This window comes from Amycolatopsis lexingtonensis (genome assembly GCF_014873755.1).
Taxonomy (GTDB): Bacteria; Actinomycetota; Actinomycetes; order Mycobacteriales; family Pseudonocardiaceae; genus Amycolatopsis; species Amycolatopsis lexingtonensis.
The window spans coordinates 8859942-8884770 of record NZ_JADBEG010000001.1 but is presented as its reverse complement, the minus strand read 5'-3'; the positions used below and the strand labels follow the sequence as shown (position 1 = coordinate 8884770).

The window sequence follows — 24829 nt, the reverse complement described above, 5'->3', positions numbered from 1 at the left end:
GTCAGAGGGGCGTCGGGTCGATGTCGCACACGGCACGGACCCCGTGCTCGGCCGCCACTGTCACCGGGTGGTCCGCGCGGAGCACCCGGCGGTAGCGGGCCACGACGTCCTGCTGCTGCAGCGCGGCTTCCCGGCTCCGTCCGGCCGCGCGCAGGTCGAGCGCCCGGTTGAGCTGGGCCGCCAGGGTGACCGGGTGGTCTTCGCCCAGGACGCGGCGGGCCCGCGCCAGGCATTCGGTGTCCGTGGCCAGCAGCCGCGCGGCCGACGACCTCGGCGAGCCGATGGCGGCGTGATCGCTCGCGAGGTCGATGGCCGCGGCGATCGTGTGCGGGTGGTCGGCACCGAGCGCCTTCCGCAGCTCGCCGAAGGCGGCTTGGTCCCGGTCTCGCGCCGCCGGCACGGCGCCCAGCAGCCGGAGGGTCACGCCGAGGTCGATCTGCGCGACGAGGGTGTGCGGATGCCGGTCACCGAGGCTCGCCCGGTAGAGGTCGACCGCCTGCTGTCCGAGGTTCCTCGCCGCATCGAGGTCCCCGACGCAACGGAGATCGATCGAATGCGCCAGCACGCACGGCAAGGTGTTCGGATTGCCGAGGCCGTAGCGGGATCGAAAGCGTTCCAACGTGCTCCGCGACAGGGTCAGCGCGGCCTCGTACTGCCCGTCTTTCCGCAGCGCCACGGCGAGGTGGTGCTCCCGCCGGACCACCCCGGCATTCTCGTCCCGCACCAGACGGCGGACCCGCTCGACGATCTTCTGCTGCTCGAGCCGCGCGAGGGTGTAGTCACCGATCTCCCGGCGGCAGATCGCCAGGATGTTCAGGGTGCTGATGGTGGCGGCGTTGTCCGGCCCCAGGATTTCCGCGCGACGCGCGTAGGTGTCTTCGCCGATTCGCCGGGCTTCGTCGTACTCACCGGTCAGGAGCAGGCACACGACCAGGTCGTGGGCCGCGGTCAAGGTCTTCGGTTCGTTCCCGCCCAGAATGGCGGCGGCCTCGTGGTAGGTCGCAAGGTTGAGCTCGCGCGCACCGGCGAAGTCGCCACGGGCCTTCAGCACCGCGGCCACGGCCAACTGAGCGTTCAGGGTCTGTTCCGACCGCTGTCCGGTGGTCTCCTTCTGCTGGTAGAGGCGGAGGGTGCGGTTGTTGATCACCTCGGCTTCTTCGTACCGGCCCAGTGCCCAGAGGAAGATGCCGAGCCGTTCCGACGCCTCCAGCGTCAACGCGTCCGCTTCGCCGAACCGGTCCGTCCACGCGTCCACCACCCGCTGGGCGAGCACCGTCGCGCCGGTGTGGTCACCCCAGAAGTAGAGGAACTTGAACAGGTTGATGACGAGCGCGCGCACCTCGCTGTCGCCGCAGTCGATCAGCTCCGCGGCGTCGATGTGCGGGAGGGCCAGGTGGTACTGCGGCCAGAGGCGGGCCGCGGCCGGATCACCCGGGTCCCGGTTCGCGAGCAGCAGGTGCGCGCCGTGCCGGATGTCACGGCGGTGCTGTTCGCTCATCCGGTTGCGCAGCACCTGCTGGACCAGCCAGTGCAGCCGGATCGTGTCGGACCGGTGGTCGACTTTCGCCAGTCCCCACCGGTTGATGTCACGCAGCGCTTGGTCGAGCTGGGTGGGGTCGCGCATCGCCGAGTCGAGCTCCGGTGCGATCGACAACCGCCGGACTCCGGTGAAGAGACTGCGGGAAATCGGCTCCGGTGCGAAGAAGGCGCACACCTGCAACAGCTGGTGCGCGGCGCGGTTGCGGGTGCCGAGCTCGTCGAACGAGACGTTCCACGCGGCGGCGACGTGCACCTCGTACTCGGTCGGGGTCGCGGTTTCGAGGATTTCCGTGGTCTTTTCGTCGAATCGGCGCAGGTATTCGTCGACCGGCAACGCGATTTCCGTTCGCAGCGCGGCCGCTTGGGCGAGCGCGAGCGGCAGATCCGCGAGCCGCGCCGCCATCCGGTCGGCCTGGTCCGCGTCGAGCTGCGGGTCGTGCAGGCTCAGCAGCTCCGTGCTTTCCTCGCGTGTGAAGGAACCCACCTCGATGGGGCGGGGGAAGACGTCCGGCCACCCGGGATTCCTGGTCGTCACCAGGATCTCGCCCGGTCCCTCGTCCGGGAGGAACGGAAGCGCCGTTGCGGGGTCGTCCGCCGAATCGAACACCAGCAGCCAGCGGCGGTAGGGCTTGCCTTCGCCCAGTGCTTCGAGAACCTGCGGGACCGCGGTGACCGTCTCCGCGGCGCCGGGCAACCCCAATTGCCGTGCCAGTTCCGTGAGGGACGCGCGGATCTGCGTCTCCTGCGCCGCGCTCACCCACCACACCAAGTCGTAGCGGTCGAGGTGGCGGTAGACGTACTCGGTCGCGATCTGGGTCTTGCCGAGCCCGCCCATGCCGTGGAGCACGGCGCGGCCGCCTTCGTGGAGGTCGGCGGCCAGTGCGGCCAAAAGCCGGTGGCGGCCGGTGAAGTCCGGGTTGCGGGCCGGTACCGCGCCCCAGACCGTCGGTGCGTCGGTCGTCAGCTGGCGGACCCGCTGGCGGGAGTCCGCTGCTTCTTCGTGGACGTCGGCGACCAGGTTCTCGGTCGTCGACCCGCTGTCCGCCGGCTCTTCCGCCGGGGCCGGCTCGCCCAGCTCGGATTCCCAGCGCCGCAAGCGTTCCGCGCGTCCCGCGTACGGTCCGGACAGGGCACGCATCACGGCGCGTTCGAGCGCGACGCCGTCGGCCAGGCCGGTGTCGGCCGCCGGCAGGGGCGCGCGTTCGGGGTCGTCGAGTGCCTCGGCGACCCGGAGCAGCACCGGGTGCCGGTCGCCGAACCGGCCGCCGGTGGCGCGGACGACCTGGACCGTGTCGGATCGGCGGCCGGCGGCCAGCAGCGCTTCCCTTACGGCGAGCGGGAACTCGTAGACGATCTCGTCCCAGGCGTGGCCCGCTTCGACGCTCGCCGGCGCGTCGAGGAGGCCGCTGCCCAGCACCTCCGCGAGGTCGGCGGTGCCCGCCTCGGGGACCATTTCGGCTTGGACGAACCGGGCGATCGGCAGGCTGACCGGGACCGCCGCCAGCAACGTCGCCAGCCGGAACGCGGGCGGCGACGCGACGCCGTGGAAGTGCTTGACCTGGTCCTGTGCCGACAGCACCGGCCCGTCCCACGCTTCGGCCGGCTGCGGCTGCGTCCGGGCGAGCAGCACGACCGCCTGCACCGGGTCCGGCTGCGCCCGGCTGATCATCCGCGCCCACCAGCCGAGCCACCGCGGATCCAGTTCGACGACCGGGATCGGCACCGCGCCCGCGCCCGCCGTCTCCGGGTCTTCACCGGTCAGCCACGCGTCCGGGAGTTCGAGGCCGTAGCGCCGGTTCGGCCGGAACGGGCCCGGCGTCGTCAGCCTCGCCTGGTGCAGCTGCGGCCCGGCGCGGCCCCAGAGCCGCTGCGGGAGCACCTGGACGATCGCCACCGGCATGACTCGCCCCCATTGGGCCAACAGCGGCGCGACCGAGTCCTGGTGCCAGGACTCGCCCATCCCGTCCGTCAGCACGATCAAGAGCCGGCGGCCCGACGGGTCGAGCAGCTCGGCGGGCTGCCGCTCGGGCGCACCGGGCGTGCCGCCCCGCAACACCGGACCGGGCACGCCGTCGGCGCCGCGCTTGTCGGTTTCGAGCAAGCGCACCTGGATCGAGCGGAACGCGCCGAGCTGCCGGAGCAGGGTGAGGAACGCGGTCACGGTCGGCTGCCACAACGCCATCGAGGGACTCGAATCGACGACGACGGTCAGGTCCAGCCCGCGGACCATGGCCGGTTTCGTCCTCGGCAGCCAGAGGTGGTCCTGCACCGCGTCTTCCGCGGTCACCTCTTCGTCGAGGACGACGTCTTCTTCGTGCCCCGAAGGGCGAGTCTGCTTGAGCGGACGCAGCGCGCGGACGATCGCGGCGGCCTCCGGCAGGAACCGGGACGGGCCGAGCACCGTTCCGCCGCCCGTCCCCAGCAGCTCCGCGCTCTTGGCCAGCGCGGTGACGATCCGGTCGGGGGCGCGGCCGAACGGCGGCGTCACCGGCCCGGCCGGTTCTTCCGGCGGCTCCGGGAAACCGTGGGCCCGCTCGTCGTCGTCAGCCGCGGCTTCGGGTGACTCGAACTCCGGGTGGACGCGCGGTGCCGAGTCCCCGATCGCCATCGCGAGCCACACCGCGTCGCCGACCTCGCTCCAGCTCAGCCCGGAGACGGTGGGTACGTCGTGCGGCTCTTGGACCACCTCAGGGGACCAGTGAATTCAGTTGCCGCCACAGCGCGTCCACCAGCCTGGCCCAGGAAGTGCCGTCCTCCCGGTAGGCCCCGGAGGTCGCGAGGAACACGGCTTCGAGCAGCTTGTCGACCGGCAACCCGCCGAACGCTTCGCTCCGGCTGACGAACTCCCCGATGATGCGGGAGCGGTGCGCGTCGGACGGGTCGAGCATGTGCGCGGCGACCATCGCGGCCAGCTGGTCGACGTCCGGGTCCTTGGTTTCGTAGCGCAGGCAGCGACGCAGGAACGCGGGCGGGAAATCCCGTTCGCCGTTGCTGGTGATCACGACGATGGGGAACGCGTGGCACCGGACCCGGCCGCCGGCGATCTCCGCCGTCGCATCGGGATCCGCGGTGAAGACCTCGACGACCGGCGTCCGCCGCGCCATCCGGACCAGCTCGGGGATTTCGAACTCGCCGTCCTCGAAGAGGCTGAGCAAGTCGTTGGGCAGGTCGGCTTCGGACTTGTCCAGTTCGTCGATGAGCAGCACCCGCGGCCGCTTTCGGGGCAGGAACGCGGTTCCCAGCTCACCGAGCCGCACGAACTCGCCGATCGGGGGTTCCGCCGCGTCCCCGGCCCCGTGGCCGGCGGCCGCCGACCGCGAACCGGCGGCCTGCGCCCGGCCGATGGCGTCGTACCCGTACGTCCCCGTTTTCAGCGTGGTGTGCGAAGTGATCGGCCACTGGAGGACCCGCCCCAAGCCGAGTTCCCGGGCGATCCGGAACGCGAGGCTGGACTTCCCGCTGCCCGGCCGTCCGGTGACGAGCAGCGGGCGGCGCAGGTAGATCGCCGCGTTGACCATGTCGACTTCGTGGACGTCGGCCCGCGGTACCGATTCGGTGCTGGCGGCGCCGAGCCGCCGCTTCATCTCCCCGTCTTCGGGCGGTACCGGGACGTCGTCGAGCAACGGCCCGCCGTCGAATTCCCGCCACGGCGGCGGTGGCGGAAGCGGCTTCGCCTGCCCGCCCGGCGGAACTCCGGTACCGAGGTAAACCCACCAGTCCGGCCGCTGTTCAGGAAGCTCGACCTCGTTCATCGGCGCTCCCTTGCGGCGGGCCCCGCCGGAACGGCGGGCTGTCCAGGAAAACCACGCGCGCCGGGTCGTCCCAGAGGACGACCAGATTCCGGACGACGCTCAGGTCCACCGGGATGGTCATTTTCCGGAATGCGGCGCACCGCGATTTCTGCACCCGGGCGGGGAGATCTCCGAGAGCACCGCCGTCGACCAGCCACGTGACCACCTCTCGCAAGAGATCCAGCGACGCCTCGGGATGCCATAGTAGTGCGGGGAGCCCGGACCGCAATCCCGCCGCGAGTTCGTCTTCCCCCGGTCTCGGCCGCGATGCCGGCGCGGCCGCGAGCACCATGACCACCCATTGGTCTTCGCTGAGTATCGCGTCGAGCCGATGCCGTTCACCGGTGTCTTCGGCCGTGCAGAAATACACCCGTTCGGCCGAGGGATCGGTCATCATCGCTTCCCACCGCAGCCGCCAGGCCCGGTGCCAATGCCGCGACCGCATCCGTTCCAGCGACCGCACGACAATCGGATAATCGAGGAACAACGGCCGCGGGTCACCGGTTTCGTGTTCTTTGCACCAGAGGTGCACCGGCAGGTTCAGCAGCGATCTTGGCAGGACGAACTCGAGGCGGACTTCACCGCGGTACTCCGCCCACGCGTTTTCCGCTTCGACGACGAGCATGTCGACGTGGCGCTCCAGCTCGTCCCCGGTCACCGTGTCGAGACCGCCGCGCGCCGGTGGCCATTCTTCCGGATCGTCCTGGCGCCAATAGGAAACGAGGTGCCGGCCCGGGTCGATGCCGTCGGGCTGGACGACGATCATGAGGTGCAGCCGCGCCTGCTCGGGCGAATCCGGTTCCCGCTCCGCGCGCAACGCTTCCAAAGCCGCTTCGGCCTGCAGCCGCCGCGCTTGCCCGGAGTTCCAGTGCCGCAGTTCACCGGCGAGCGCCGGCGCGCATTTCGCGGCCACGAACTCGACGAAAGCGAGCGCGGGCGGCAGGCCGTTCGCCGCGGTGTTGAAGTCCGAAAGGGCACAAAAACCGTCCCACGCGTCGCGGACGTCGGCCGGTGGCTCCGCCGGTCCGGCCGCTTTCCGGAGCAAGGCGGTCAGCCGGGGCGGGACGACACCGGCCAATCTCGCGCGCAGCCACCACAGTTCCGGCTCGGGGAGCAGATCGTGCATGCGCGGCCGGTGCACGAGCCGCCGCACCTGATCCGATTCCGGCGATTCCGGCCGCATCATCCGGACGGCATCGGCGAGCGCGAGCATTCCGCCTTCGGTTTTCGCGCAGGCACTGACGACTTCGATCAGGTGATCGCGGCCGGTCACCTGATCCGGAACGGTCAACGGGAAGCCGAGGTTGTCGTGGATCAGCTCCAGCAGCAACGCGCGCCCAGCCGGATCGACGGCCAAGCCGGCGCCGGCGAGGACGTTGACGATCGCTTCCCGGACCGTGACCGTGATGCCCGGCCGGTAGCGGAACTCGCGTCCGGGCCCGTAAACCCGTTCACCGGCCGACACGTGACGAACCACCTCCCCCGGCGTGCGCGTGGCTCGGGAACGTGAGTTTACCGACCGGATCCGGGGGAAAAAGGGGCAAAAGCTGGACAAGCACTACTGCGCTTGCTGTTCCGGCCAATCGCCGATGATCGCGGCCAGAGCGGTGACCTGCGGGGATTCCGGCTCGATGGTCCGGACCGCGTCGAGCAGGTCGACCAAGCCGCGGTCGAAGCGCTGGCAGGTGCGGGCGAGCGCGATGACATGCAGGCGGTCCTCGGCGTGGTACGGCACGACGTCGGCGATCTCCCGACGGGGGAACAGTTCCAGCAGCAGCCGCCGGCTTTCGGGCTTGCGCACGCAGGGCACCGCGAGCAGCGCGTCGATCAGCGCCGGGAACGTTCCCCGCGCTGGCACCTTCGGTGCGGCGGCCACCACGCCGTTCACTCGGCCGAACACGCGCAGCCACGCCCAGGCGGGGTGTTCCCCCGCCTTGACCTTCACCGGGATCCGCCGGAACGCGTCCGGATCGGCGGCCGCGTCCTGGACGACGACGTCTTCGTACAGCAGTTCCGACGTGATCAGCACCAGGTCGGCCTGCGCCTCCCGCTGCGCGGCTTTCGCTTCCGGGGCGTCGAGGATGCGGAAGGTGAAGCTCGCCGCCTTGCTGACGCGGCCGTGGCTGCCCTCCGCCACCTCGCCCGCGTGGATGGCCAGGCGGAGGCGGATCTGGGCTTCCTCCGCGTGGACGTGGTTGTAGCGGCGGAGCTCGTCGCGCATGCGGGCCGGGAACTGGGCGACCAGGTCCGCCTTCGCGATGTCCGGGGGCAGCAGGAACATCGCGCCGTCGCCGGTGTTCTCCACGTAGCAGGAGTCCCACGGAATGCCCGTTTCGGCGAACGTCGTGCGCAGGACCTGCCAGAGGCCGTCGTGCACTTCGCGCAGGTGGGCCAGGGTGCGGCTCGGGTTGTTGTACCCCGCGACGTCCACGGCCATGATCGTCCGGTGCAGCGCGGCCGCATAGGAATGCACGACCCACCTCCCCACGTCCCTCGCTCATTGTCCCAGACACATGCACGCTCGGCCATGTTCGCGCAGGGCGTTACCCCGAAACGCGACGCTCGCGGGGTCCCGACGTCCATAATTCGGCGTGCCCACGAGACGCCTGCACCTGGTGAGCGCGGATGAGGACCACCGCGTCTCGACCATCGAGCTCTTCTTCGACCTGGTCTTCGTCTACGCCATCACGCAGACCACCCAGCTGATGGCCGACCACCTGAGCCCGGTGGGGGTCGGGCAGGGGCTGGCCATGCTGGCGGTCCTGTGGTGGTGCTGGTGCAGCTACGCCTGGCTCGGGAACACCATCCACGTCGACCACGGGATCGCGCGGCTCGCGATGTTCGGGGCGATGGCCGTGATGTTCCTTGTCTCCTTGACCATCCCCGAGGCCTTCACCGACCGCCCCGGCGGGTTGTACGCGCCCGTGCTGTTCGTCGTCTGCTACGCGCTCGTGCGGCTGCTGCACCTCGTCGCCTACCTGGGCGCGGCGCAGCACGACCCCGGGCTGCGCAAGGTCCTGCTGAAGATGTTCGTCGGCTTGCTGCCCTCAGTCGGGCTGCTCGCCGTCGGCACGGCGTTGAACGGGCCGTGGCAGTTGGGGCTGTGGGTCGCCGCGCTGCTGGCCGACTACCTGAACGTCTACCTCGCCGGGCCCGAGGGGTGGCGGCTGAACGCGCCCGCGCACTTCGCCGAGCGGTTCGGACTGATCGTGATCATCGCGCTCGGGGAGTCGATCGTCGCGATCGGCATCGGGATCGGGTCGCTGCCGATGTCGTGGCTCGTCGCCGGCGGGGCCGTGTGCGGGCTGGCGCTCGCGGCGGGGATGTGGTGGACCTACTTCGACGTCGTCGCGCGCGTGTCCGAGCACCGGCTCACCCAGGCCACCGGTACCGAGCGCACGAAGCTCGCCACCGACTCCTACACGTTCCTGCACCTGCCGCTGATCGCCGGGATCGTGCTCGTCGCGCTCGGTCTGAAGAAAGCCTTCCTCTACCTCGCCGACACCGAGCAGCACTCGCCCGGCGAAGCGCTGCACGGGGTGCCGATCTGGACGCTGACCGGCGGGCTCGGGCTCTACCTGATCGCGCTGAGCGCGCTGCGCAAGCGCAACCTGGGCAGCTGGAACCACCAGCGGCTGGTCGTCGGCGTGCTGCTGGTCGCGGCGACGCCGCTGCTGGAGCACGTCCCCGCCGCGGTGCTGCTGCTGATCGTCGCCGGGGTCGTGCTCGGGCTCATCGCCTTCGAGCGCCTGCGGTTCGCCGAGTGGCGCAAGCAGGTGCACGCCGCGCACTCACAGTAGCTCCGGGCCGACGACGGACAGCAGCCGCAGCTTCTCGGCGTCCTCGGTGCCGGGCGTGGCGGTGAACACCAGCAGCAGCTGCGCGAGGTCGTCGGTGAAGAGCAGCTGGCAGTCGAGCGCGATCTCGCCGAGGCCCGGGTGCACGAGCGTCTTACGGCGTTCGAACGGCACCGCGACTTCGTGCGCGTCCCAGAGCCGCGCGAAGTCCTCGCTCTTCGCCGCGAGCAGGCGCGCCAGGTCGGCGGCCCGGGTGTCGCTCGCGCTGGCGGCGCGCAGGCTCGCGACCAGGAACCGGCCGTGGCGCGCCCGGTCCGGCGGCGGGTAGAGCAGCTGCTCCGCCGGGTCGGTGAACCATCGATAACTCGCGCTGCGCGCCGGTCCGGTGTGGCCGGTCTCGTCGCCGAGCAGCGCCCGGGCCGGCGGGTTCTGCACGAGCGTTTCGCCGAGGTGCGACATCACCTGCGCGGGCGTGTCGTGCAGCCGGTCCAGCACGCGCATCAGCGCCGGGCTGACGTGGCCGGCGCGCGACACGCGGCTCGGCGCGGTGTGCCCGGCCAGTCGGAACAGGTGGTCGCGCTCGTCGAGCGTCAGGCGCAGGCCGCGGGCGATCGCGGCGAGCATCTGCTCCGACGCGCGCGGCCCGCGCTGCTGCTCCAGCCGCGTGTAGTAGTCGGTGGACATCCCCGAGAGCGTCGCGACCTCCTCGCGGCGCAGCCCGGCGGTGCGACGGCGCTGCCCGGGCGGCAGCCCGACGTCGTCCGGGCGCAGGGCCTCCCGGCGGCGGCGCAGGAAGTCGGCGAGCTCGGCGCGGTTCACCCGGCCGATTATCGACGGTCCGGGCACGCGTACCCAGGGATCGCCGATCCCCCGATCGGCGCGCTCTGCCGCGCCCCCGCCGGCACAACGACGCTCGACGCCATGACCACTTATCTGATCACGGGCGCCGGCGGCGGCCTCGGCGCCCTCGCCGCCCGCGAACTCGCCGCCCGGGGCAACCGCGTCGTCCTCGCCGTCCGCGACCCCGCCCGCGTCACGCCGCCGCCGGGTGACACCGAAGTCCGGCGTCTCGACCTCGCCGAGCTGGCGTCGGTGCGGGAGTTCGCCGCCGGCTGGTCCGACGAACTCGACGTCCTGATCAACAACGCGGGCGTGATGGCCGTGCCGTACGCGAAGACCGCGGACGGCTTCGAGACGCACCTGGCCGTCAACCACTTCGGCCCGTTCCTGCTGACGAACCTGCTCCTGCCGCACCTCACCGGCCGGGTCGTCACCGTCTCGTCCGGGCTGGCGCGGACGGGACGGCTCCGTCTCGACGACCTGAACTGGGAGCACCGCCACTACTCCGCGCTCGGCGCCTACAACCAGTCGAAGCTGGCGAACCTGCTGTTCACCCAGGAACTGCAGCGGCGGCTGACCGAGTCCGGGAGCACCGTCCTGGCCGTCGCCGCCCACCCCGGCGTCGCGCGCACCGGGATCGACCGGCACTTCGGCGGCGTCCAGGCCGTCGCGCTGAAGGCCCTCTACCCGCTGATCACCCAGAAGAAGCCCGAGTATGGAGCGCTGCCGATCCTCTTCGCCGCGACCGAGGACGTTCCCGGCAACGCCTACGTCGGGCCGGGCGGCCGCAACGGCGAGCGGCCCCGGCTGGAACGGCGTAAGGCGCACGCCGGCGCGCGAGAGCTGTGGGAGCTCTCAACCCGCCTTACGTCGTAAGGTCAGCCCCCGCACTGGCGCGGCGCGGCATCCCGGGTTAACCTACTGGCGAGTAGGTAACGGGATGGAGGGCCACATGGCTGCGCCAAGGAAACGGGACGCGATGGGCTGGGGCCTGTCCGCGCTGACCCGGCTGGCCGGGAGCAAGGTCGTCGACCGCGCGGGGCTGCGCAAGCCCCTCGAGGACCTGGTCACCGCGGGGACTCGCAACGGCTTCCGCGTCGCCGGCGCGGCGACCCGGTCATTCAAGTCGGTGCAGAAGCTGGGCAAGCCCGCCCGGCTCGCGCCGTCCGCCGACACGGGGCTGTTCGACCTCACGCCGAGCGAGGACCAGCAGCTCATCGTCGAGACGGTGACGGAGTTCGCCGCCGAGCAGCTGCGGCCGGCCGCCGCGGACGCCGACGCCAAGCTCGAAGCGCCGGAGGGCCTGCTGAGCCGGGCCGCCGAGCTGGGCATCAGCCTGGTCGGCATCCCCGAGGAGCTCGGCGGCGTCGGCACCGAACGCTCGGTGGTGACCAACGCGCTCGTCGCGGAGGCGCTCGCGCACGGCGACCTCGGCCTGGCCGTGGCCGTGCTCGCGCCGTCCGCGGTCAGCACCGCGCTGGTCAGCTGGGGTGACGAGCAGCAGCAGGCCGACTACCTGCCCGCGTTCGTCGGCGAGAACGTCCCTGCTGCGGCGCTGGCGCTGCAGGAGCAGAAAGCGCTCTACGACCCGTTCAAGCCCGCGACGAAGGCGCGTCGCACGCCGAAGGGCTACCAGCTCGACGGCGTGAAGTCGCTGGTCCCGCGCGCGGCGCAGGCGGAGCTGTTCATCGTGTCGGCCGACCTCGAAGGCCGCGGCCCGGCGCTGTTCCTGGTCGAGTCGTCGAACGCCGGCGTGACCATCGAGGCCGAGCCGGCGATGGGCCTGCGCGGCGCCGCGACCGGCAAGCTGCACCTGGAGAAGGTGTCGCTGCCCGCGGGCGCGCTGCTCGGCGGCGGCAAGCTCGACGTCTTCACCGACCTCGTCCGGCTTTCGCGGCTGGGCTGGGCGGCGCTGGCCGCCGGCACCGCGAAGGCCGTCCTCGACTACGTCGTGCCCTACGTCAACGAGCGGGTGGCGTTCGGCGAGCCGATCAGCCACCGGCAGGCGGTGGCGTTCTCGGTCGCCGACATCGCGATCGAGCTGGAGGGCCTGCGCCTGGTGACGCTGCGCGCCGCCGCGCGGGCCGAGCAGGGCAAGTCCTACGCCCGCGAGGTCGCGCTGGCGCGGAAGCTGGCGGTGGACAAGGGCATGCAGATCGGCAACGCGGGTGTGCAGCTGCTCGGCGGGCACGGCTTCGTCAAGGAGCACCCGGTCGAGCGCTGGTACCGCGACCTGCGTGCCATCGGCGTCATGGAAGGCGCCGTCCTTCTCTAAGCTTCGCGAAAGGCGTTAACGATGATTAACTTGGAAGCTCCCAAGAAGGCCGGCGCCCTGATCAACCAGGCGTACCAGGCCGCGGCCGAGGTGTTCCGGCCGATCTCGCGCAAGTACGACCGCGCGGAGCACACCTACCCGGCCGAGCTGGACATGTTCGCGGCGCTGCTCGACGGCCTCAACTCCTCCGGCGAGGGCGGCGCGGGCGCGGCGGGCGTCCGCCGTTCCGGCTCCGACAAGGAGGAGAAGGGCAACCGCAACGGCGCCAACCTGAACGTCGTCCTCGGCACGATCGAGATGTGCTGGGGCGACGTCGGCCTGCTGCTGTCGATGCCCCGCCAGGGCCTCGGCAACGCGGCGATCGGCTCGGTCGCGACGGACGAGCAGCTGGAGCGCTTCTCCGGCATGTGGGCGGCGATGGCGATCACCGAGCCGGCGTTCGGTTCGGACTCCGCGGCGGTCAGCACGACGGCCCGCCTCGACGGCGACCACTACGTGCTCAACGGCGAGAAGATCTTCGTGACGTCGGGCGAGCGCGCGGACGCGGTGGTCGTCTGGGCGACGCTGGACAAGTCCAAGGGCCGCGCGGCGATCAAGTCGTTCGTGGTGGAGAAGGGCACGCCGGGCTTCGAGGTGGTGCGCGTCGAGCACAAGCTCGGCATCCGCGCTTCCGACACCGCGGTGCTGCGCTTCGAGAACTGCCGCGTCCCGGCGGAAAACCTGCTGGGCAGCCCGGAAATCGACACGGCCAAGGGCTTCGCGGGCGTCATGCAGACGTTCGACAACACGCGCCCCCTGGTCGCGGCGATGGCGATCGGGGTGGCGCGGGCGGCACTGGACGAGACCCGCGAGATCCTGACCAAGGCCGGCGTTGCGATCGACTACGACCGGCCCGCGAACACCCAGCACGCCGCGGCGGCGGAATTCCTCCGCCTGGAAGCGGATTACGAGTCGGCGTACCTGCTGACGCTGGAATCCGCGTGGATGGCGGACAACCGGAAACCGAATTCGCTGCAGGCTTCGATGGCGAAGGCGAAGGCCGGGCGTTCGGTGGTGGAGATCGCGCTGAAGTGCGTCGAGCTGACCGGCGCGTACGGCGAAGAGTCTTTGCTCGAAAAGTGGGCCCGGGACGCCAAGATCCTCGACATTTTCGAGGGGACACAGCAGATTCAGCAGCTCATTGTCGCGAGGCGGATCCTCGGCAAGTCCAGCGCCGAACTGAAGTAGGTCACCGGCGGTCGGTCTCCGGTACCCTCGGGTGCCGGAGGCCGATCGTGACCGAACACATCGAGACCACGCTCCTCGCCGGCGCCGTCGTGCACAGGCCCGGCGATGAAACGCCCATCAAGTCACCCGAGGAATGGGACGCCGAAGGCTGGGACGCCGATCGGCAGGGCCCGAAGAACGTCGACGAAGCCCGTGCCTCGCTCGCCGGGCGGATCGCGGATCCCCACGCGCCCGACACCGAAGCCGAAGCCGGTGCCTACGACGACGTCGCGGAGGGCTGAGCGGTGTACGTTCCCTGGCTCGTCGACGCCGCTCGCAGCACCGGTTATCCCGTGGTCGAGGTGCCCGGCTGGCAGACCCGCGGGCACGGCGGCATGCGCGTCGTCGAAGGCGTCGTCGGGCACCACACCGCCACCGCCGATTCCGCGCCCGGGGACTACCCCTCGCTCGACATCGTCACCAACGGGCGTGCCGATCTCGCCGGGCCGTTGTGCAACCTCGGGCTCGGGCGCGGCGGGACCGTCTACGTCGTCGCCGCCGGGTGCGCTTACCACGCCGGTGCGTCGCGCTGGCTCGACTTCCTCGACATCAACGACGAATTCCTCGGTATCGAAGCGGAGTCCGCCGGTGCCGGTGGCTGGACGGACGCGCAGCGGGACGCCTACCCGAAGCTCGTCGCCGCGCTGCTGCGGTACATGTCGCGCGGGGTCGAGCGGTACGCCGGGCACAAGGACGTCTGCCTGCCCGCCGGCCGCAAGATCGACCCGGTCGGCATCGACACCGGGTGGCTGCGCGAGCGCGCCGCCAACCCGGCCGGCGCCGGAACATCCGGCGCGGAAGTCGAAATCCTCGAACGCATCACCGTCACCCCGCCCGACGACGGCGAGCACACCGTTCGCGTCTTCCTGTCCGGCAGCGCGGGCGCGGCGATCGTCGTCCGGCCGCGGCTGGCGGGCGACGGTTCCGCGAAACCCCTGTGGGTGCCCGACATCTTCGCGTGGGGCTCCGACCGGACCGGCATCGGCTACAACCCGCGCCAGCTGCCGGGCTACGACCCGAAGCTGACGACGCACCGGCGCTACGGCGTGCCCGGCGCGGTGTGGGCGGACGTCCGGTACAGCGCGGCCGAGCCGTTCGAGATCGACCTAGTCGGCTGACGCCTGGTCGTCGAGGAATTCGTCCAGGTAGCGCCACGTCGTGCCGCGCGCCTTGCGGCCGGTCAAGACCCCGAGGTGGCCGCCCGGCGCGGTCTTGAAGCGGACCTCCGGGGCGCCGTCCAGCAGCTCCACCACCCGCTCCACCGACGGGCGCGGCGCGATCGTGTCGTTCTCGCCCGCCACCACCAGCGTCGGCACGCGCACCGACGACAGCGAGATGATGCGCCCGTTGAGGTCGACCTTGCCCTCGGCCAGGTCGTTCGTGCGGAACAGCCGGTGGTACAGCTGCCCGAACGTGCGCCCGGGGTAGGCGTACATGTTGCTCATGAAGTGGTCGACCGCCTCGATCTGCGCGAGGTAGTCGCGGTCGTCGAGGTTCTTCAGGATCGCGATCGGCTTAGTGATCTCCTTGCTGATGCCCGTCGCGCGGAACACGCGGCTGACCAAATAGGACGGTGCGCCGCCGAACGCGCGGTAGATCGGGGTCAGCAGGTGGCCGTTCGTCAGGTCGACCAGCGGGCGGAACGGCGCCACGATCGGGATCGCCGTGAAGTCGACCGGGGAGCCGATCGCCGTGATCGACGCGATCGGGAGGTCCGGCTGGTCGGCGTTCACCAGCAGCGAGAAGATACCGCCGAGCGACCACGACACCAGGTGGACGTCCTGGCCACCCGCATCCTGGCTCACCTTGCGGATCGCGCGCGGCAGCACCTCGTCGATCCAGTGCTCGATGCCCAGGCGCCGGTCCGAAAACGCCACCATGCCGTAGTCGACGAGGTAGGCGTTGCGGCCGCCCTCGACCAGGTGCTCGATCAGGCTGCAGCCGCGGCGCAGGTCGAAGCAGATCGCCGGCGCGGCCAGCGGGGGCACCAGCAGGACCGGCGGCCCGGACACCGGACGGCTGCTGTGCGTCATCCGGTACAGCGAACGGTTGGGGCCCTGGTCGACCAGCACCCGCGGCATCGGGCGCAGGTCGGCGACACCGCCGTGCAGCACCTTGCCGACCACGTTCGACGCGGCGGCGGCCAGCCGTGCGGGCGGTGAAACCATTTCCTCGAGCCTCCTGCGACGTCCCGGGCACTTCCGGTCAATCTTGCCCGGTCAGGCCGGTGGACTCAACACCGCCCACGTCCAAATCGGACAGTCGCTAGGCCGTCCGAGTTACTCCTGGGACGCTCCGGGGGCACTCTCGGCGGCGCGCGCCTCGTACTCCGCGCGAGCCGGGGAATGGGCCGCTGAAGCCAAAAGCTGGTCCGCTTTCAACGCACGGGCGATCGCTTCGCCGGCTCGCCGCGGGAGCAGCCGGGTGAGCTTCCCCATAGTTCCCACGGACCGGGGCACGAAGACCTCGAAACGAGGCTTGCGCAGCGTGGATACGATGGCGTCGGCCACATCTTCCGGCCGCGAGGACTTGAACAGCTTCGCTTCGCCGAGGCCGCTCGCGAGTTCCGTCCGCACGATCGCGGGCATCACGCACGAGACGTGCACGCCGGACCCGTGCAGTTCCAGGTGCACCGCCTCGGACAACCCGACGACGGCGTGCTTCGTCGCGCAGTACGTCGCCGCGCCCGGGAAACCCGCCTTGCCCGCGAAGGAAGCGACGTTGACGATGTGCCCGGACCGACGCGGGCGCATCCGCTTCATCGCTTCGCGCGTGCCGTGGATGACCGCGTGCAGGTTGATCTCGAGCTGCCGCCGGGTCGTCGCGTCGCTTTCGGTCTCGAGTTCGCCGAGCGGCATGATCCCGGCGTTGTTGATCAGCACGTCGATGCGGCCGTGGCGGCGCTCGACCTCGTCGAGGAACTCGGTGAAGCCGGCGATGTCGGTGACGTCCAGCGGGAGCGCCTCGGCGTCGAGCTCGCCGGCGGTCTTTTCGGCCCTGACCTGGTCGAGGTCTCCGATCACCACCTTCGCGCCCAGGCGGGACAGCGCCGACGCGGTCGCCGCGCCGATCCCCTGCCCGCCGCCGGTGATGACGACGACCTTGCCCGCGAGCTCCTCGGCCATGGCGACTCCTTCGTCTGTTGGCACGGCGTCAACAGTGTCACCCCTGGCCCGCGATCGCGCTACCCCACGCGTTGCTCGAGAACCTGCCCGACCCACTCCTCGACGTGGAACCGCTCGGTCGGCTTGAAGCCCTGACTCTCGTAATAACGTTGTAAGGCGCCGTCGCCGCCGGCCCAGCAGTCGACGCGCACGAGGTCGATGCCGCGCCGCCGCGCCTCGTCGAGCGCGTACTCGATGAGCCGTCCGCCGACGCGCCGCCCGGTGAACCGCCGGGACGCGATCAGCAGCCGGACGTACAGTTCACGCTCGTTAACCGCGGGCACGTGCGGGTCGCGCTCCTCGGAGACGATCAGCGCACCGGCCGGTTCGCCGTCGACCACCGCGATGCGCAGCCCGGGGTCGGCGGCCATGCCCTTGACGCGTTGGACGCGCTTCGGGACGCGGCTCCACGGCTCGGTTCCCCACTGCTTCGAGCTGCCTCGCGCGACCAGCCATTCGACGGCTTCGTCGAAGAAACCCAGCAGGATGTCGACGTCCCCGGAATCGCCCGATCGGATGACGGTGTTGTCCATGCCCCTGTTTACCGCACACCGGGTACGCGCGGGCCGACTTCGCCGATCCACACCGCGTTAAGCCGGCGGCTCGCTTCGTGTCATCCGAGCTTCAAAGAGCGCTGATTGACTTCGTCCGTTCCCCACCTCTCTCGCGCGACGAGGACCAATTGACTCAGTCAGTGCCCCCGGGCGATCCGTTGGCCGCGTTCACCGTCGAACTCGAAGAAATCCGGGCAAAAGCCGCGACAGCACAGGAAACGCTGCGGTCCGCCACCGCCAGCGTGCAGTCGCCGGACGGGGCGGTCTCGGTGACCGTCGGCCCCAGCGGCGTGCTGCAGGACCTCCGGTTCGGCCCCCGCGCGTACGAACGGCCGCCGCAAGCCTTGTCCGGCTTGGTGCTGCAGCTGATCGGCAAGGCGCAGCAGAAGGTTTCGGCCCAGGTCGCCAGTGCGTTCGAGGGCATGGTCGGCGAAAGCTCGGCCGCCCGCGAACTGCTGGACGAGTTCCTGCCCGCCCCCGAGCCGGACGAGGGACCGCCCCCGGGCAAGAGCGACGTGTTCATGCCCGAGCAGGAGGCCGACGACCGCCCGCCGCGGCCGCCGCACCGCCCGCCACCGCCGGCGCCGCCTCAGCAAGGTCCGCCACGCCGTCGTCCCCGGCCCGCGCCGGACGAGGACGACGGCGAAAGCAACCCCTGGTAGTACGGAGGAGAACCGGTGGTTACCGGAGAAGGTTTCTCGGTCGACCCGGCCGAGCTGCAGAAGTTCAGCCAGTTCCTGTCGGGCACCACGCAGCCGGCGGTGCAGGAGGCCGCGAACCGGATGCAGGCCGCGAACGGGTTCGACAACGCCGCGTTCGGCATCCTGCTCGCCCAGGTCCTCGCCGTGCCTTCGCGGATCACGATGGCGGCGATCACCGGCGAGATCAACAACCTCGTCGGCGACATCGGCAAGTCCGCGGCCGACGTGAAGAAGGCCGCCGAGACGTACGCGACCCACGACACCAACACGGCGCAGGGTTTGAGCACCTTCGAAACGGAGCTGGGCAAGTGACCGTCCCCATCACGTCCGCGAACTCCACCACGGGCGCGGGCGTCTTCGACAGCTGGAAGCAGGTCGGCGACTCGATCGGCAAGGTCCAGACCGAGCACGGCGGTGACCTCGCGGCCGTCAGCGTCGAGCTGGGCATCAACGTCATCAGCGCCGTGCTCGACACCGTCGCGTTCGCCATGGACCCGCTGGCGAAGCTGATCGCGGCCGGGCTGGGCTGGCTGATCGAGCACGTCTCGTTCCTGAAGTGGCCGCTCGACCAGGTGGCGGGCAACCCGTCCGAAGTCACGAAGGTCGCCAACGAGCTGCACAAGATCGGCGAGTCGCTGCGCAACACCGGCACCGAGCTCGACGAGACCCTCAAGTCGACGATCACCCAGTGGCAGGGCAAGGGGTACGACAGCTTCCTCAAGTCGATCAACGACCGGAAGGGCTGGATCGACGCCAACGCCAAGGCGGCCGACGTCGCCGGCTACATGGTCGAGACCACCGGGGCGCTGATCGGCGCGGTCCGCTCGCTGCTGCGCGACATCATCACCACGATCCTCGGCGACATCATCTCCACGATGCTGATCGCGCTCGCGCTCGCCATCCCGACCTTCGGCGCGTCGATCGCCGTCGGCGTGACCAAGTGCGTCGCGACCGTCTCGGTGCAGGTCGCGGCGATGATGGCGAAGCTCGCCAAGGTCGTCGCCTACGCCGGCCGCACGCTGGCCCGGCTCACCGGGCTCTCGAAGCTGGTCAAGGGGAAGCCGGGCTCCTCCTCGAGCGCGGGGCACGAGATGACGCCGATGCCGCCGCCGGGCACGGCGATCACGCACGACCGCCCGGGTGGCGGCGCCACGCCCAGCACCCGGCCGCCGGGCGACGGCACGACCCCCAACTTCTCCCGGCCGCTACCACCGCCGGGCACGGCGATCACGCACGACGGCCCGGGCGGTGGGGCCACACCGAGCACGCGGCCCCCGGGCGACGGCACCACGCCCAACTTCTCGAGGCCGCTGCCGAAGCCACCGGAGCCGCCGAAGCCGACGCCGCCGAAGTCGCACCTGAGCGACCACGACATCTCGACCATCAAGAAGCACGAGGACTGGCTGAAGACCAAGTTCGGCGACAGCTACAAGAAGATGAAGTTCGTCGACGACTGGCTGAAGGCCAAGCACCCGGACTACTACCCGATGCTGAAGGCCCTCTCCGACGCCAAGAGCTCGAAGAACTTCGTGGGCTGGGCCGGCAAGGACATCGTTCAGGTCGACCGCGGCCTCACCGACATCCAGATGCAGGCGGAAGCCGCGTGGGCCGAGGAAGACAAGAAGGAGCAACAGCAGCAGCCACAGCAGTAGCGGTCACCAGCAGGTACCGGGGTACTCGAGGCCGGCCCGGTACCGCTGTTCGAACGCTTTGACGGAGGCGCAGTAGCCGTCGAGCACGCGGGGTTCGACGACGGCCGCGGCAGCTTGCACCGGCGTCCACACACCGGGCGCGACCTGGACGGCTTCGGCGGCGCCGTCGGCCCGGTACTTGTCCCGCAGCCGCGGCGGGAGCGACGCCACGGCCACGACCTTCGGGTAGCCGGCCGGGAAAGCCGTCGGCGTGGGGCTGGGTGAGGGCAGGGTGACCGTGGTGACCGGCGGCGACGGCTCGTCGAACTCCGAGCCGTCGTCGACCGGCGCGGCGGGCGAGCACCCCGCCGCAAGGCACAGAACCGCCACGATCACCGCGAACCGTTTCACCGGACCCCCTCGCTCCCGTGGGGGACTTCGCCGGCGACGACCCGCGCGTTACGTCAGGCGACGCCGAGGTGCCGGGAGATCAGCATCTTCTGCACCTCGCTCGTCCCCTCACCGATCTCGAGGATCTTGGCGTCGCGGTAGAAGCGGCTGACCGGGAACTCGTTCATGAAGCCGTACCCGCCGAAGATCTGGGTCGCGTCGCGCGCGTTGTCCATCGCCGCGTTCGACGCGACCAGCTTCGCGATCGACGCCTCCTTCTTGAACGGCTCGCCGCGCAGCATCTTCGACGCCGCCTGGTAGTACGCCAGGCGCGCGGTGTGCGTGCGGACCTCCATGTCCGCGATCTTGAACTGGATCGCCTGGTACTCCCCGATCCGCCTGCCGAACGCGACCCGGTCCTTCACGTACTTCAGGCACTCGTCCACGCACCCCTGCGCCAGACCCACCGACAGCGCGGCGATCGCGACTCGGCCTTCGTCCAGGATGGACAGGAACTGCGCGTACCCGCGGCCACGGGTGCCGACCAGGTTCTCGACCGACACCCGGACGTCCGAAAAGGACAGTTCGTGCGTGTCGGAGCAGTTCCAGCCGACCTTCGAGTACTTCGGCGCCACTTCGAAGCCCGGCGTGCCCGACGGGACGATGATCGCCGAGATCTCCTTGCGGCCGTTCTCCATCACGTCCGTCACCGCCGTGACCGTCACCAGCCGCGTGATGTCCGTGCCGGAGTTCGTGATGAACGCCTTGCTGCCGTTGATGACCCACTCGTCACCGTCCAGGGTGGCGCGCGTGCGGGTCGCGCCCGCGTCCGAACCGCCACCCGGCTCGGTCAGGCCGAAGCCGCCCAACGCCGTGCCGGCGCAGAGATCGGGGAGCCACTTCTCCTTCTGCTCCTGCGTCCCGAACCGGAAGATCGGCATCGCGCCCAGCGAAACCCCGGCCTCCAGGGTGATCGCCACCGACGAATCGACCCGGGCCAGCTCCTCCAAGGCCAGGCACAGCGCGAAGTAGTCCCCGCCCATCCCGCCGAACTCCTCCGGGAACGGCAGGCCGAACAGGCCCATCTCGGCCATCTTCGCGACGATCGCGTACGGAAACTCTTCCTTCTCGTACAGCTCGCCGATCACCGGCGCGACTTCGGCGTGCGCGAAGTCCTCGACGGTCTTGCGGAGGGCCTCGTACTCCTCGTCCAGGCGGAAGTCGATCACTGCTGCTCCTCTTGGGGCGTCACTACGGCAAGGGTTTCGTCCAGCGCGACCTGCTGGCCGGCCCGGACGGGGAGTTCGCTGACCACGCCGTCGACCGGCGCGGTGACCGTGTGCTCCATCTTCATCGCTTCGACGACCAGCAGCGGCGTCCCGGCCTTCACGACGTCGCCGGCGGCGACCTTCACGACGAGCACCGTGCCCGGCATCGGGCTGGTGACCGGCCCGGCCCCGGCGGCCTCGCCGCGGGACGAGAGCACGAACTCCTGCTCCCCGAAGGGAAAGCTCAGGCCGTCGCGGGCCAGCCAGACCGTCCGGTCCGGACCGCAGGCCTGGCGGTAGCGGTGGAAGCCGCCGTCGTGCCGGATCTCCAGGACGTCGCCGTCGCGCCGGGCCGAGACCTCGACCGGCTCGGCGTCGTCGACGAACACCGTCGCCGCGGCCGGCGTGCCCTGCACCCGGACCACCGCGCGGGCGGCACCGGACTTCAGCCGGAACGTCACCCCGCCGGAGCCGCCCATCCGCCAGCCGTCCGGCACGTCCCACGGGTCCACGACCGGGCCCGACGGCTGCAGTTCCAGGAACCGGTCCATGGCGGCCGCGACGAAGAACTCCGCGGGCACGTCCGAAGAGACCAAAGTGGACAGCCGACGGTCGACCAGCTCGGTGTCGAGCTTGCCGGCGCGGACGTCGGCGTCCGCCAGCAGTCCGCGCAGGAACGCCGTGTTCGTGCCGACGCCCAGCAGTGCCGTGTCCGCCAGCGCCAGGTCGAGCCGGTGCAGCGCCGCCGCGCGGTCCGGGCCCCACGCGATGACCTTGGCCAGCATCGGGTCGTAGTTCGAGCCGATCACCGCGCCGCGCGTCATCCACGAGTCGACGCGGACGCCGTCGCCGGACGGCTCGTGCACCGCCAGCACCGTGCCGCCGGTCGGGATGAACCCGCGCGCCGGGTCCTCGGCGTACACCCGCGCTTCGACGGCGTGTCCGTTGAGGACGACGTCTTCCTGCTTGACGGTCAGGTGTTCCCCGGCCGCGACCCGGACCTGCCACTCGACCAGGTCGAGGCCGGTGACCAGCTCGGTGACCGGGTGCTCCACCTGCAGCCGGGTGTTCATCTCCATGAAGAAGAACTCGTCCGGGTTGTGCGCCGACATGATGAACTCGACCGTGCCCGCGCCGACGTACCCGACCGACCGCGCGGCCTCGGCGGCCGCGGAGCCCATCTTTTCGCGCGTCGCGGGATCCAGCAGCACCGACGGCGCTTCCTCGATGATCTTCTGATGCCGCCGCTGCAGGCTGCACTCGCGCTCGCCGAGGTGGATGACGTTGCCGTGCCGGTCGGCCATCACCTGGATCTCGATGTGCCGCGGCGTGGTGACGAACCGCTCCATCAACAGGGTGTCGTCGCCGAAGGAACCCTTGGCCTCGCGCCGCGCCGACTCGATGGCGGCGTCCAGTTCGGACTCTTCGTGCACCAGCCGCATGCCCTTGCCCCCGCCCCCGGCGGACGGCTTGAGCAGCAGCGGGTAGCCGACCTTCGCGGCGGCCTCCGCGAAGCCGCCTTCTGGGATGTCCACATCGGACGCGCCGGGCACGACCGGGACCCCGGCCTTCGACACCGTGGCCTTGGCGCGGATCTTGTCGCCCATGGCGTCGATCGCGGCGACCGGCGGGCCGATGAACACGAGACCGGCGGCCTCGCAGGCACGCGCGAACTCGGCGTTCTCCGCCAGGAAGCCGTACCCCGGGTGCACGGCCTGCGCCCCGGACGAAACGGCGGCGTCCACGATGGCGGGAATCGACAAGTAGCTCTTCGCCGCCTCGGCGGGCCCGATGCGGACCGCGGTGTGCGCCTCGCGGACGTGCCGGGCCTCGGCGTCCGCGTCGCTGTACACCGCGACCGCGCGGATGCCGAGCGCCCGCAGCGTGCGGATGACGCGGACCGCGATCTCGCCCCGGTTCGCGACCAGTACTGAGTCGAACATCATCACATCCGGAAGACGCCGTAGTTGACATCGGAAAGGGGTGCGTTGGCCGCGGCCGAGAGCGCGAGCCCGAGCACCGTGCGGGTGTCCGCCGGGTCGATGACGCCGTCGTCCCACAGCCGCGCGGTGGAGTAGTACGGGCTGCCCTGGGCTTCGTACTGCTCGCGGATCGGGTCCTTGAACGCTTCTTCGTCCTCGGCGGACCACTCGCCGCCGCGGGCCTCGATCGAGTCGCGGCGGACCGTCGAGAGCACCGACGCCGCCTGCTCGCCGCCCATCACCGAGATCCGCGCGTTCGGCCACATCCACAGGAACCGCGGCGAGTAGGCCCGGCCGCACATCGAGTAGTTGCCGGCGCCGAAGGAGCCGCCGATAACGACGGTTAACTTCGGCACGCGCGCGCAGGCCACCGCGGTGACCATCTTCGCGCCGTGCTTGGCGATGCCGCCGGCTTCGTACGCGCGCCCGACCATGAAGCCGGTGATGTTCTGCAGGAACAGCAGCGGGATCGAGCGCTTGTCGCACAGCTCGATGAAGTGCGCGCCCTTCATCGCGGACTCGGCGAACAGCACGCCGTTGTTCGCGATGATCCCCACCGGGTGGCCGTGGATCCGGGCGAAGCCGGTGACCAGCGTCGACCCGTACTCCTTCTTGAACTCGCCGAAGCGGCTCCCGTCGACGATGCGCGCGATCACCTCCCTTACGTCGTAAGGGGTGCGCGGGTCGGTCGGGACGACGCCGTACAGCTCCGCGGGGTCGACCGCCGGAGCTTCGGTCGGCAGCACGTCCCACGGGCGCGGCGTGCGCGGGCCGAGCGTCGAGACGATCTGCCGGACGATCCGCAGCGCGTGCGCGTCGTCGTCGGCCAGGTGGTCGGTGACGCCGGACTGGCGCGCGTGGACGTCGCCACCGCCGAGCTCCTCGGCCGTGACGACCTCGCCGGTCGCGGCCTTCACCAGCGGCGGGCCGCCGAGGAAGATCGTGCCCTGGTTCCGGACGATCACGGCCTCGTCGCTCATCGCCGGGACGTACGCGCCGCCGGCCGTGCAGGAGCCGAGCACCGCGGCGATCTGCGGGATGCCGCGCGCGGACATCGTCGCCTGGTTGTAGAAGATCCGGCCGAAGTGCTCACGATCCGGGAAGACCTCGTCCTGCCGCGGCAGGAACGCGCCGCCGGAGTCCACCAGGTAGACGCACGGCAGGTTGTTGTGGAGGGCGACCTCCTGGGCGCGCAGGTGCTTCTTGACCGTCATCGGGTAGTACGTGCCGCCCTTGACGGTGGCGTCGTTGGCGACGACCACGCACTCGCGCCCCGAGACGCGCCCGACCCCGGTGATGATCCCGGCGGACGGCGCTTCGTCGTCGTAGAGCCCGGTCGCCGCCAGCGGCGACAGCTCGAGAAACGGCGATCCCGGGTCCAGCAGCGTGTCGACGCGGTCGCGCGGGAGCAGCTTGCCGCGCTCGACGTGCCGCGTGCGCGCCTTCTCCGGACCGCCCAGCCGGGCGCTCCCCAACCGTTTGCGGAGGTCCTCGACCAGCTCCGCGTGCGACGTCGCGTTGCGGGCGTAGGCCTCGCTGTCCGGGGCAGCAGACGTCCCCAGTGCCGGCGTGTCCATGGGCTCCCTCGAAGTTAGCAGGCGTTAACCTCCGCCCCGATGTTAGCGACCGCT

Annotated in this window: 21 protein-coding genes; 9 read left to right on the top strand and 12 right to left on the bottom strand. The window is 70.7% G+C overall.

The window, feature by feature from the left end; translation table 11 throughout:
• Position 1: 1 nt before the first annotated feature.
• From fxsT to H4696_RS41450, 4 genes are all read right to left on the bottom strand, one after another.
• Positions 2 to 4225, bottom strand: coding sequence for an FxSxx-COOH system tetratricopeptide repeat protein (fxsT, locus tag H4696_RS41465; RefSeq protein WP_249026950.1), 4224 nt, complete (start codon positions 4223 to 4225; stop codon positions 2 to 4).
• A 1-nt stretch (position 4226) separates the two neighbouring features.
• Positions 4227 to 5291, bottom strand: a complete 1065-nt coding sequence (locus H4696_RS41460; RefSeq protein ID WP_086858614.1) for an AAA family ATPase — start codon at positions 5289 to 5291, stop codon at positions 4227 to 4229.
• Positions 5269 to 6714 carry a VMAP-C domain-containing protein gene (locus H4696_RS41455; RefSeq protein WP_338078737.1) on the bottom strand — a complete coding sequence of 482 codons (1446 nt, stop codon included), beginning with the start codon at positions 6712 to 6714 and terminating at the stop codon, positions 5269 to 5271. The genes H4696_RS41460 and H4696_RS41455 overlap by 23 nt, the downstream gene beginning before the upstream one ends.
• A 174-nt stretch (positions 6715 to 6888) precedes the next feature.
• Positions 6889 to 7803: an effector-associated domain 2-containing protein gene (locus H4696_RS41450; protein WP_086858615.1), complete on the bottom strand. Its 915-nt coding sequence runs from the start codon at positions 7801 to 7803 to the stop codon at positions 6889 to 6891.
• A gap of 118 nt (positions 7804 to 7921) precedes the next feature.
• Between H4696_RS41450 and H4696_RS41445 the strand changes: the two genes are divergently transcribed.
• Positions 7922 to 9130, top strand: coding sequence for a low temperature requirement protein A (locus tag H4696_RS41445; RefSeq protein WP_086858616.1), 1209 nt, complete (start codon positions 7922 to 7924; stop codon positions 9128 to 9130).
• On the opposite strand, the gene H4696_RS41440 is transcribed toward H4696_RS41445, so the two are convergent.
• Positions 9122 to 9946: a helix-turn-helix transcriptional regulator gene (locus H4696_RS41440; RefSeq protein ID WP_086858617.1), complete on the bottom strand. Its 825-nt coding sequence runs from the start codon at positions 9944 to 9946 to the stop codon at positions 9122 to 9124. The genes H4696_RS41445 and H4696_RS41440 overlap by 9 nt on opposite strands.
• Before the next feature lie 102 nt (positions 9947 to 10048).
• On the opposite strand from H4696_RS41440, the gene H4696_RS41435 reads away from it, so the two are divergent.
• The 5 genes from H4696_RS41435 to H4696_RS41415 all read left to right on the top strand — a co-directional run bounded on the left by H4696_RS41435 (position 10049) and on the right by H4696_RS41415 (position 14626).
• Positions 10049 to 10843, top strand: a complete 795-nt coding sequence (locus tag H4696_RS41435; protein WP_086858618.1) for an SDR family NAD(P)-dependent oxidoreductase — start codon at positions 10049 to 10051, stop codon at positions 10841 to 10843.
• Between the two features lie 103 nt (positions 10844 to 10946).
• Positions 10947 to 12242, top strand: a complete 1296-nt coding sequence (locus tag H4696_RS41430; RefSeq protein WP_086858619.1) for an acyl-CoA dehydrogenase family protein — start codon at positions 10947 to 10949, stop codon at positions 12240 to 12242.
• 21 nt (positions 12243 to 12263) lie between these two features.
• Positions 12264 to 13469, top strand: a complete 1206-nt coding sequence (locus tag H4696_RS41425; RefSeq protein ID WP_086858620.1) for an acyl-CoA dehydrogenase family protein — start codon at positions 12264 to 12266, stop codon at positions 13467 to 13469.
• A 47-nt stretch (positions 13470 to 13516) separates the two neighbouring features.
• Complete coding sequence (locus H4696_RS41420) at positions 13517 to 13750, top strand: hypothetical protein (RefSeq protein WP_086858621.1); 234 nt, start codon at positions 13517 to 13519, stop codon at positions 13748 to 13750.
• A gap of 3 nt (positions 13751 to 13753) precedes the next feature.
• On the top strand, positions 13754 to 14626 hold the full coding sequence (locus H4696_RS41415; protein WP_192782811.1) for an N-acetylmuramoyl-L-alanine amidase: 873 nt from the start codon (positions 13754 to 13756) through the stop codon (positions 14624 to 14626).
• Here the strand turns inward: H4696_RS41415 and H4696_RS41410 are convergent.
• From H4696_RS41410 to H4696_RS41400, 3 genes are all read right to left on the bottom strand, one after another.
• Complete coding sequence (locus H4696_RS41410; protein WP_192782810.1) at positions 14615 to 15676, bottom strand: alpha/beta hydrolase; 1062 nt, start codon at positions 15674 to 15676, stop codon at positions 14615 to 14617. The two genes, H4696_RS41415 and H4696_RS41410, sit on opposite strands and share 12 nt — an antisense overlap.
• Positions 15677 to 15787: 111 nt before the next feature.
• The gene (locus tag H4696_RS41405; RefSeq protein WP_086862777.1) at positions 15788 to 16633 is read right to left on the bottom strand and encodes an SDR family oxidoreductase; all 846 of its coding nucleotides are present in this window, start codon (positions 16631 to 16633) and stop codon (positions 15788 to 15790) included.
• 59 nt (positions 16634 to 16692) lie between these two features.
• Positions 16693 to 17205 carry a GNAT family N-acetyltransferase gene (locus H4696_RS41400; RefSeq protein ID WP_086862776.1) on the bottom strand — a complete coding sequence of 171 codons (513 nt, stop codon included), beginning with the start codon at positions 17203 to 17205 and terminating at the stop codon, positions 16693 to 16695.
• Between the two features lie 149 nt (positions 17206 to 17354).
• Here H4696_RS41400 and H4696_RS41395 point away from each other — a divergent pair, with 149 nt between their 5' ends.
• From H4696_RS41395 to H4696_RS41385, 3 genes are read left to right on the top strand one after another with little or no spacing between them, the layout of a single operon-like run.
• Positions 17355 to 17888, top strand: a complete 534-nt coding sequence (locus tag H4696_RS41395) for a YbaB/EbfC family nucleoid-associated protein (protein WP_225955953.1) — start codon at positions 17355 to 17357, stop codon at positions 17886 to 17888.
• Between the two features lie 15 nt (positions 17889 to 17903).
• Positions 17904 to 18239: a hypothetical protein gene (locus tag H4696_RS41390; protein ID WP_086862774.1), complete on the top strand. Its 336-nt coding sequence runs from the start codon at positions 17904 to 17906 to the stop codon at positions 18237 to 18239.
• A complete protein-coding gene (locus H4696_RS41385; RefSeq protein ID WP_086862773.1) occupies positions 18236 to 19579 on the top strand; it encodes a hypothetical protein in 1344 nt (447 codons plus the stop codon). Before H4696_RS41390 ends, H4696_RS41385 begins: the two co-directional genes overlap by 4 nt.
• A 3-nt stretch (positions 19580 to 19582) precedes the next feature.
• Here the strand turns inward: H4696_RS41385 and H4696_RS41380 are convergent, their stop codons facing one another.
• From H4696_RS41380 to H4696_RS41365, 4 genes are read right to left on the bottom strand one after another with little or no spacing between them, the layout of a single operon-like run.
• Entirely contained in the window at positions 19583 to 19969 is a 387-nt protein-coding gene (locus H4696_RS41380; RefSeq protein ID WP_086862772.1) for a hypothetical protein, read from the bottom strand.
• A 53-nt stretch (positions 19970 to 20022) separates the two neighbouring features.
• Positions 20023 to 21177 (bottom strand): acyl-CoA dehydrogenase family protein, encoded by a 1155-nt coding sequence (locus H4696_RS41375; protein WP_086862771.1) that lies wholly within the window; start codon positions 21175 to 21177, stop codon positions 20023 to 20025.
• Entirely contained in the window at positions 21174 to 23159 is a 1986-nt protein-coding gene (locus H4696_RS41370) for an acetyl-CoA carboxylase biotin carboxylase subunit (protein WP_086862770.1), read from the bottom strand. The genes H4696_RS41375 and H4696_RS41370 overlap by 4 nt, the downstream gene beginning before the upstream one ends.
• 2 nt (positions 23160 to 23161) lie before the next feature.
• Positions 23162 to 24775 (bottom strand): carboxyl transferase domain-containing protein, encoded by a 1614-nt coding sequence (locus tag H4696_RS41365; RefSeq protein WP_086862769.1) that lies wholly within the window; start codon positions 24773 to 24775, stop codon positions 23162 to 23164.
• Between the last annotated feature and the right edge of the window lie 54 nt (positions 24776 to 24829).

Bases quoted from the DNA above. Each gene is read 5' to 3' on its own strand.
- H4696_RS41460 (WP_086858614.1), bottom strand. From the start codon at position 5,291: ATGAACGAGGTCGAGCTTCCTGAACAGCGGCCGGACTGGTGGGTTTAC.
- H4696_RS41435 (WP_086858618.1), top strand. From the start codon at position 10,049: ATGACCACTTATCTGATCACGGGCGCCGGCGGCGGCCTCGGCGCCCTC.
- H4696_RS41430 (WP_086858619.1), top strand. From the start codon at position 10,947: ATGGGCTGGGGCCTGTCCGCGCTGACCCGGCTGGCCGGGAGCAAGGTC.
- H4696_RS41425 (WP_086858620.1), top strand. From the start codon at position 12,264: ATGATTAACTTGGAAGCTCCCAAGAAGGCCGGCGCCCTGATCAACCAG.
- H4696_RS41410 (WP_192782810.1), bottom strand. From the start codon at position 15,676: ATGGTTTCACCGCCCGCACGGCTGGCCGCCGCCGCGTCGAACGTGGTC.
- H4696_RS41405 (WP_086862777.1), bottom strand. From the start codon at position 16,633: ATGGCCGAGGAGCTCGCGGGCAAGGTCGTCGTCATCACCGGCGGCGGG.
- H4696_RS41400 (WP_086862776.1), bottom strand. From the start codon at position 17,205: ATGGACAACACCGTCATCCGATCGGGCGATTCCGGGGACGTCGACATC.
- H4696_RS41370 (WP_086862770.1), bottom strand. From the start codon at position 23,159: ATGTTCGACTCAGTACTGGTCGCGAACCGGGGCGAGATCGCGGTCCGC.
- H4696_RS41365 (WP_086862769.1), bottom strand. From the start codon at position 24,775: ATGGACACGCCGGCACTGGGGACGTCTGCTGCCCCGGACAGCGAGGCC.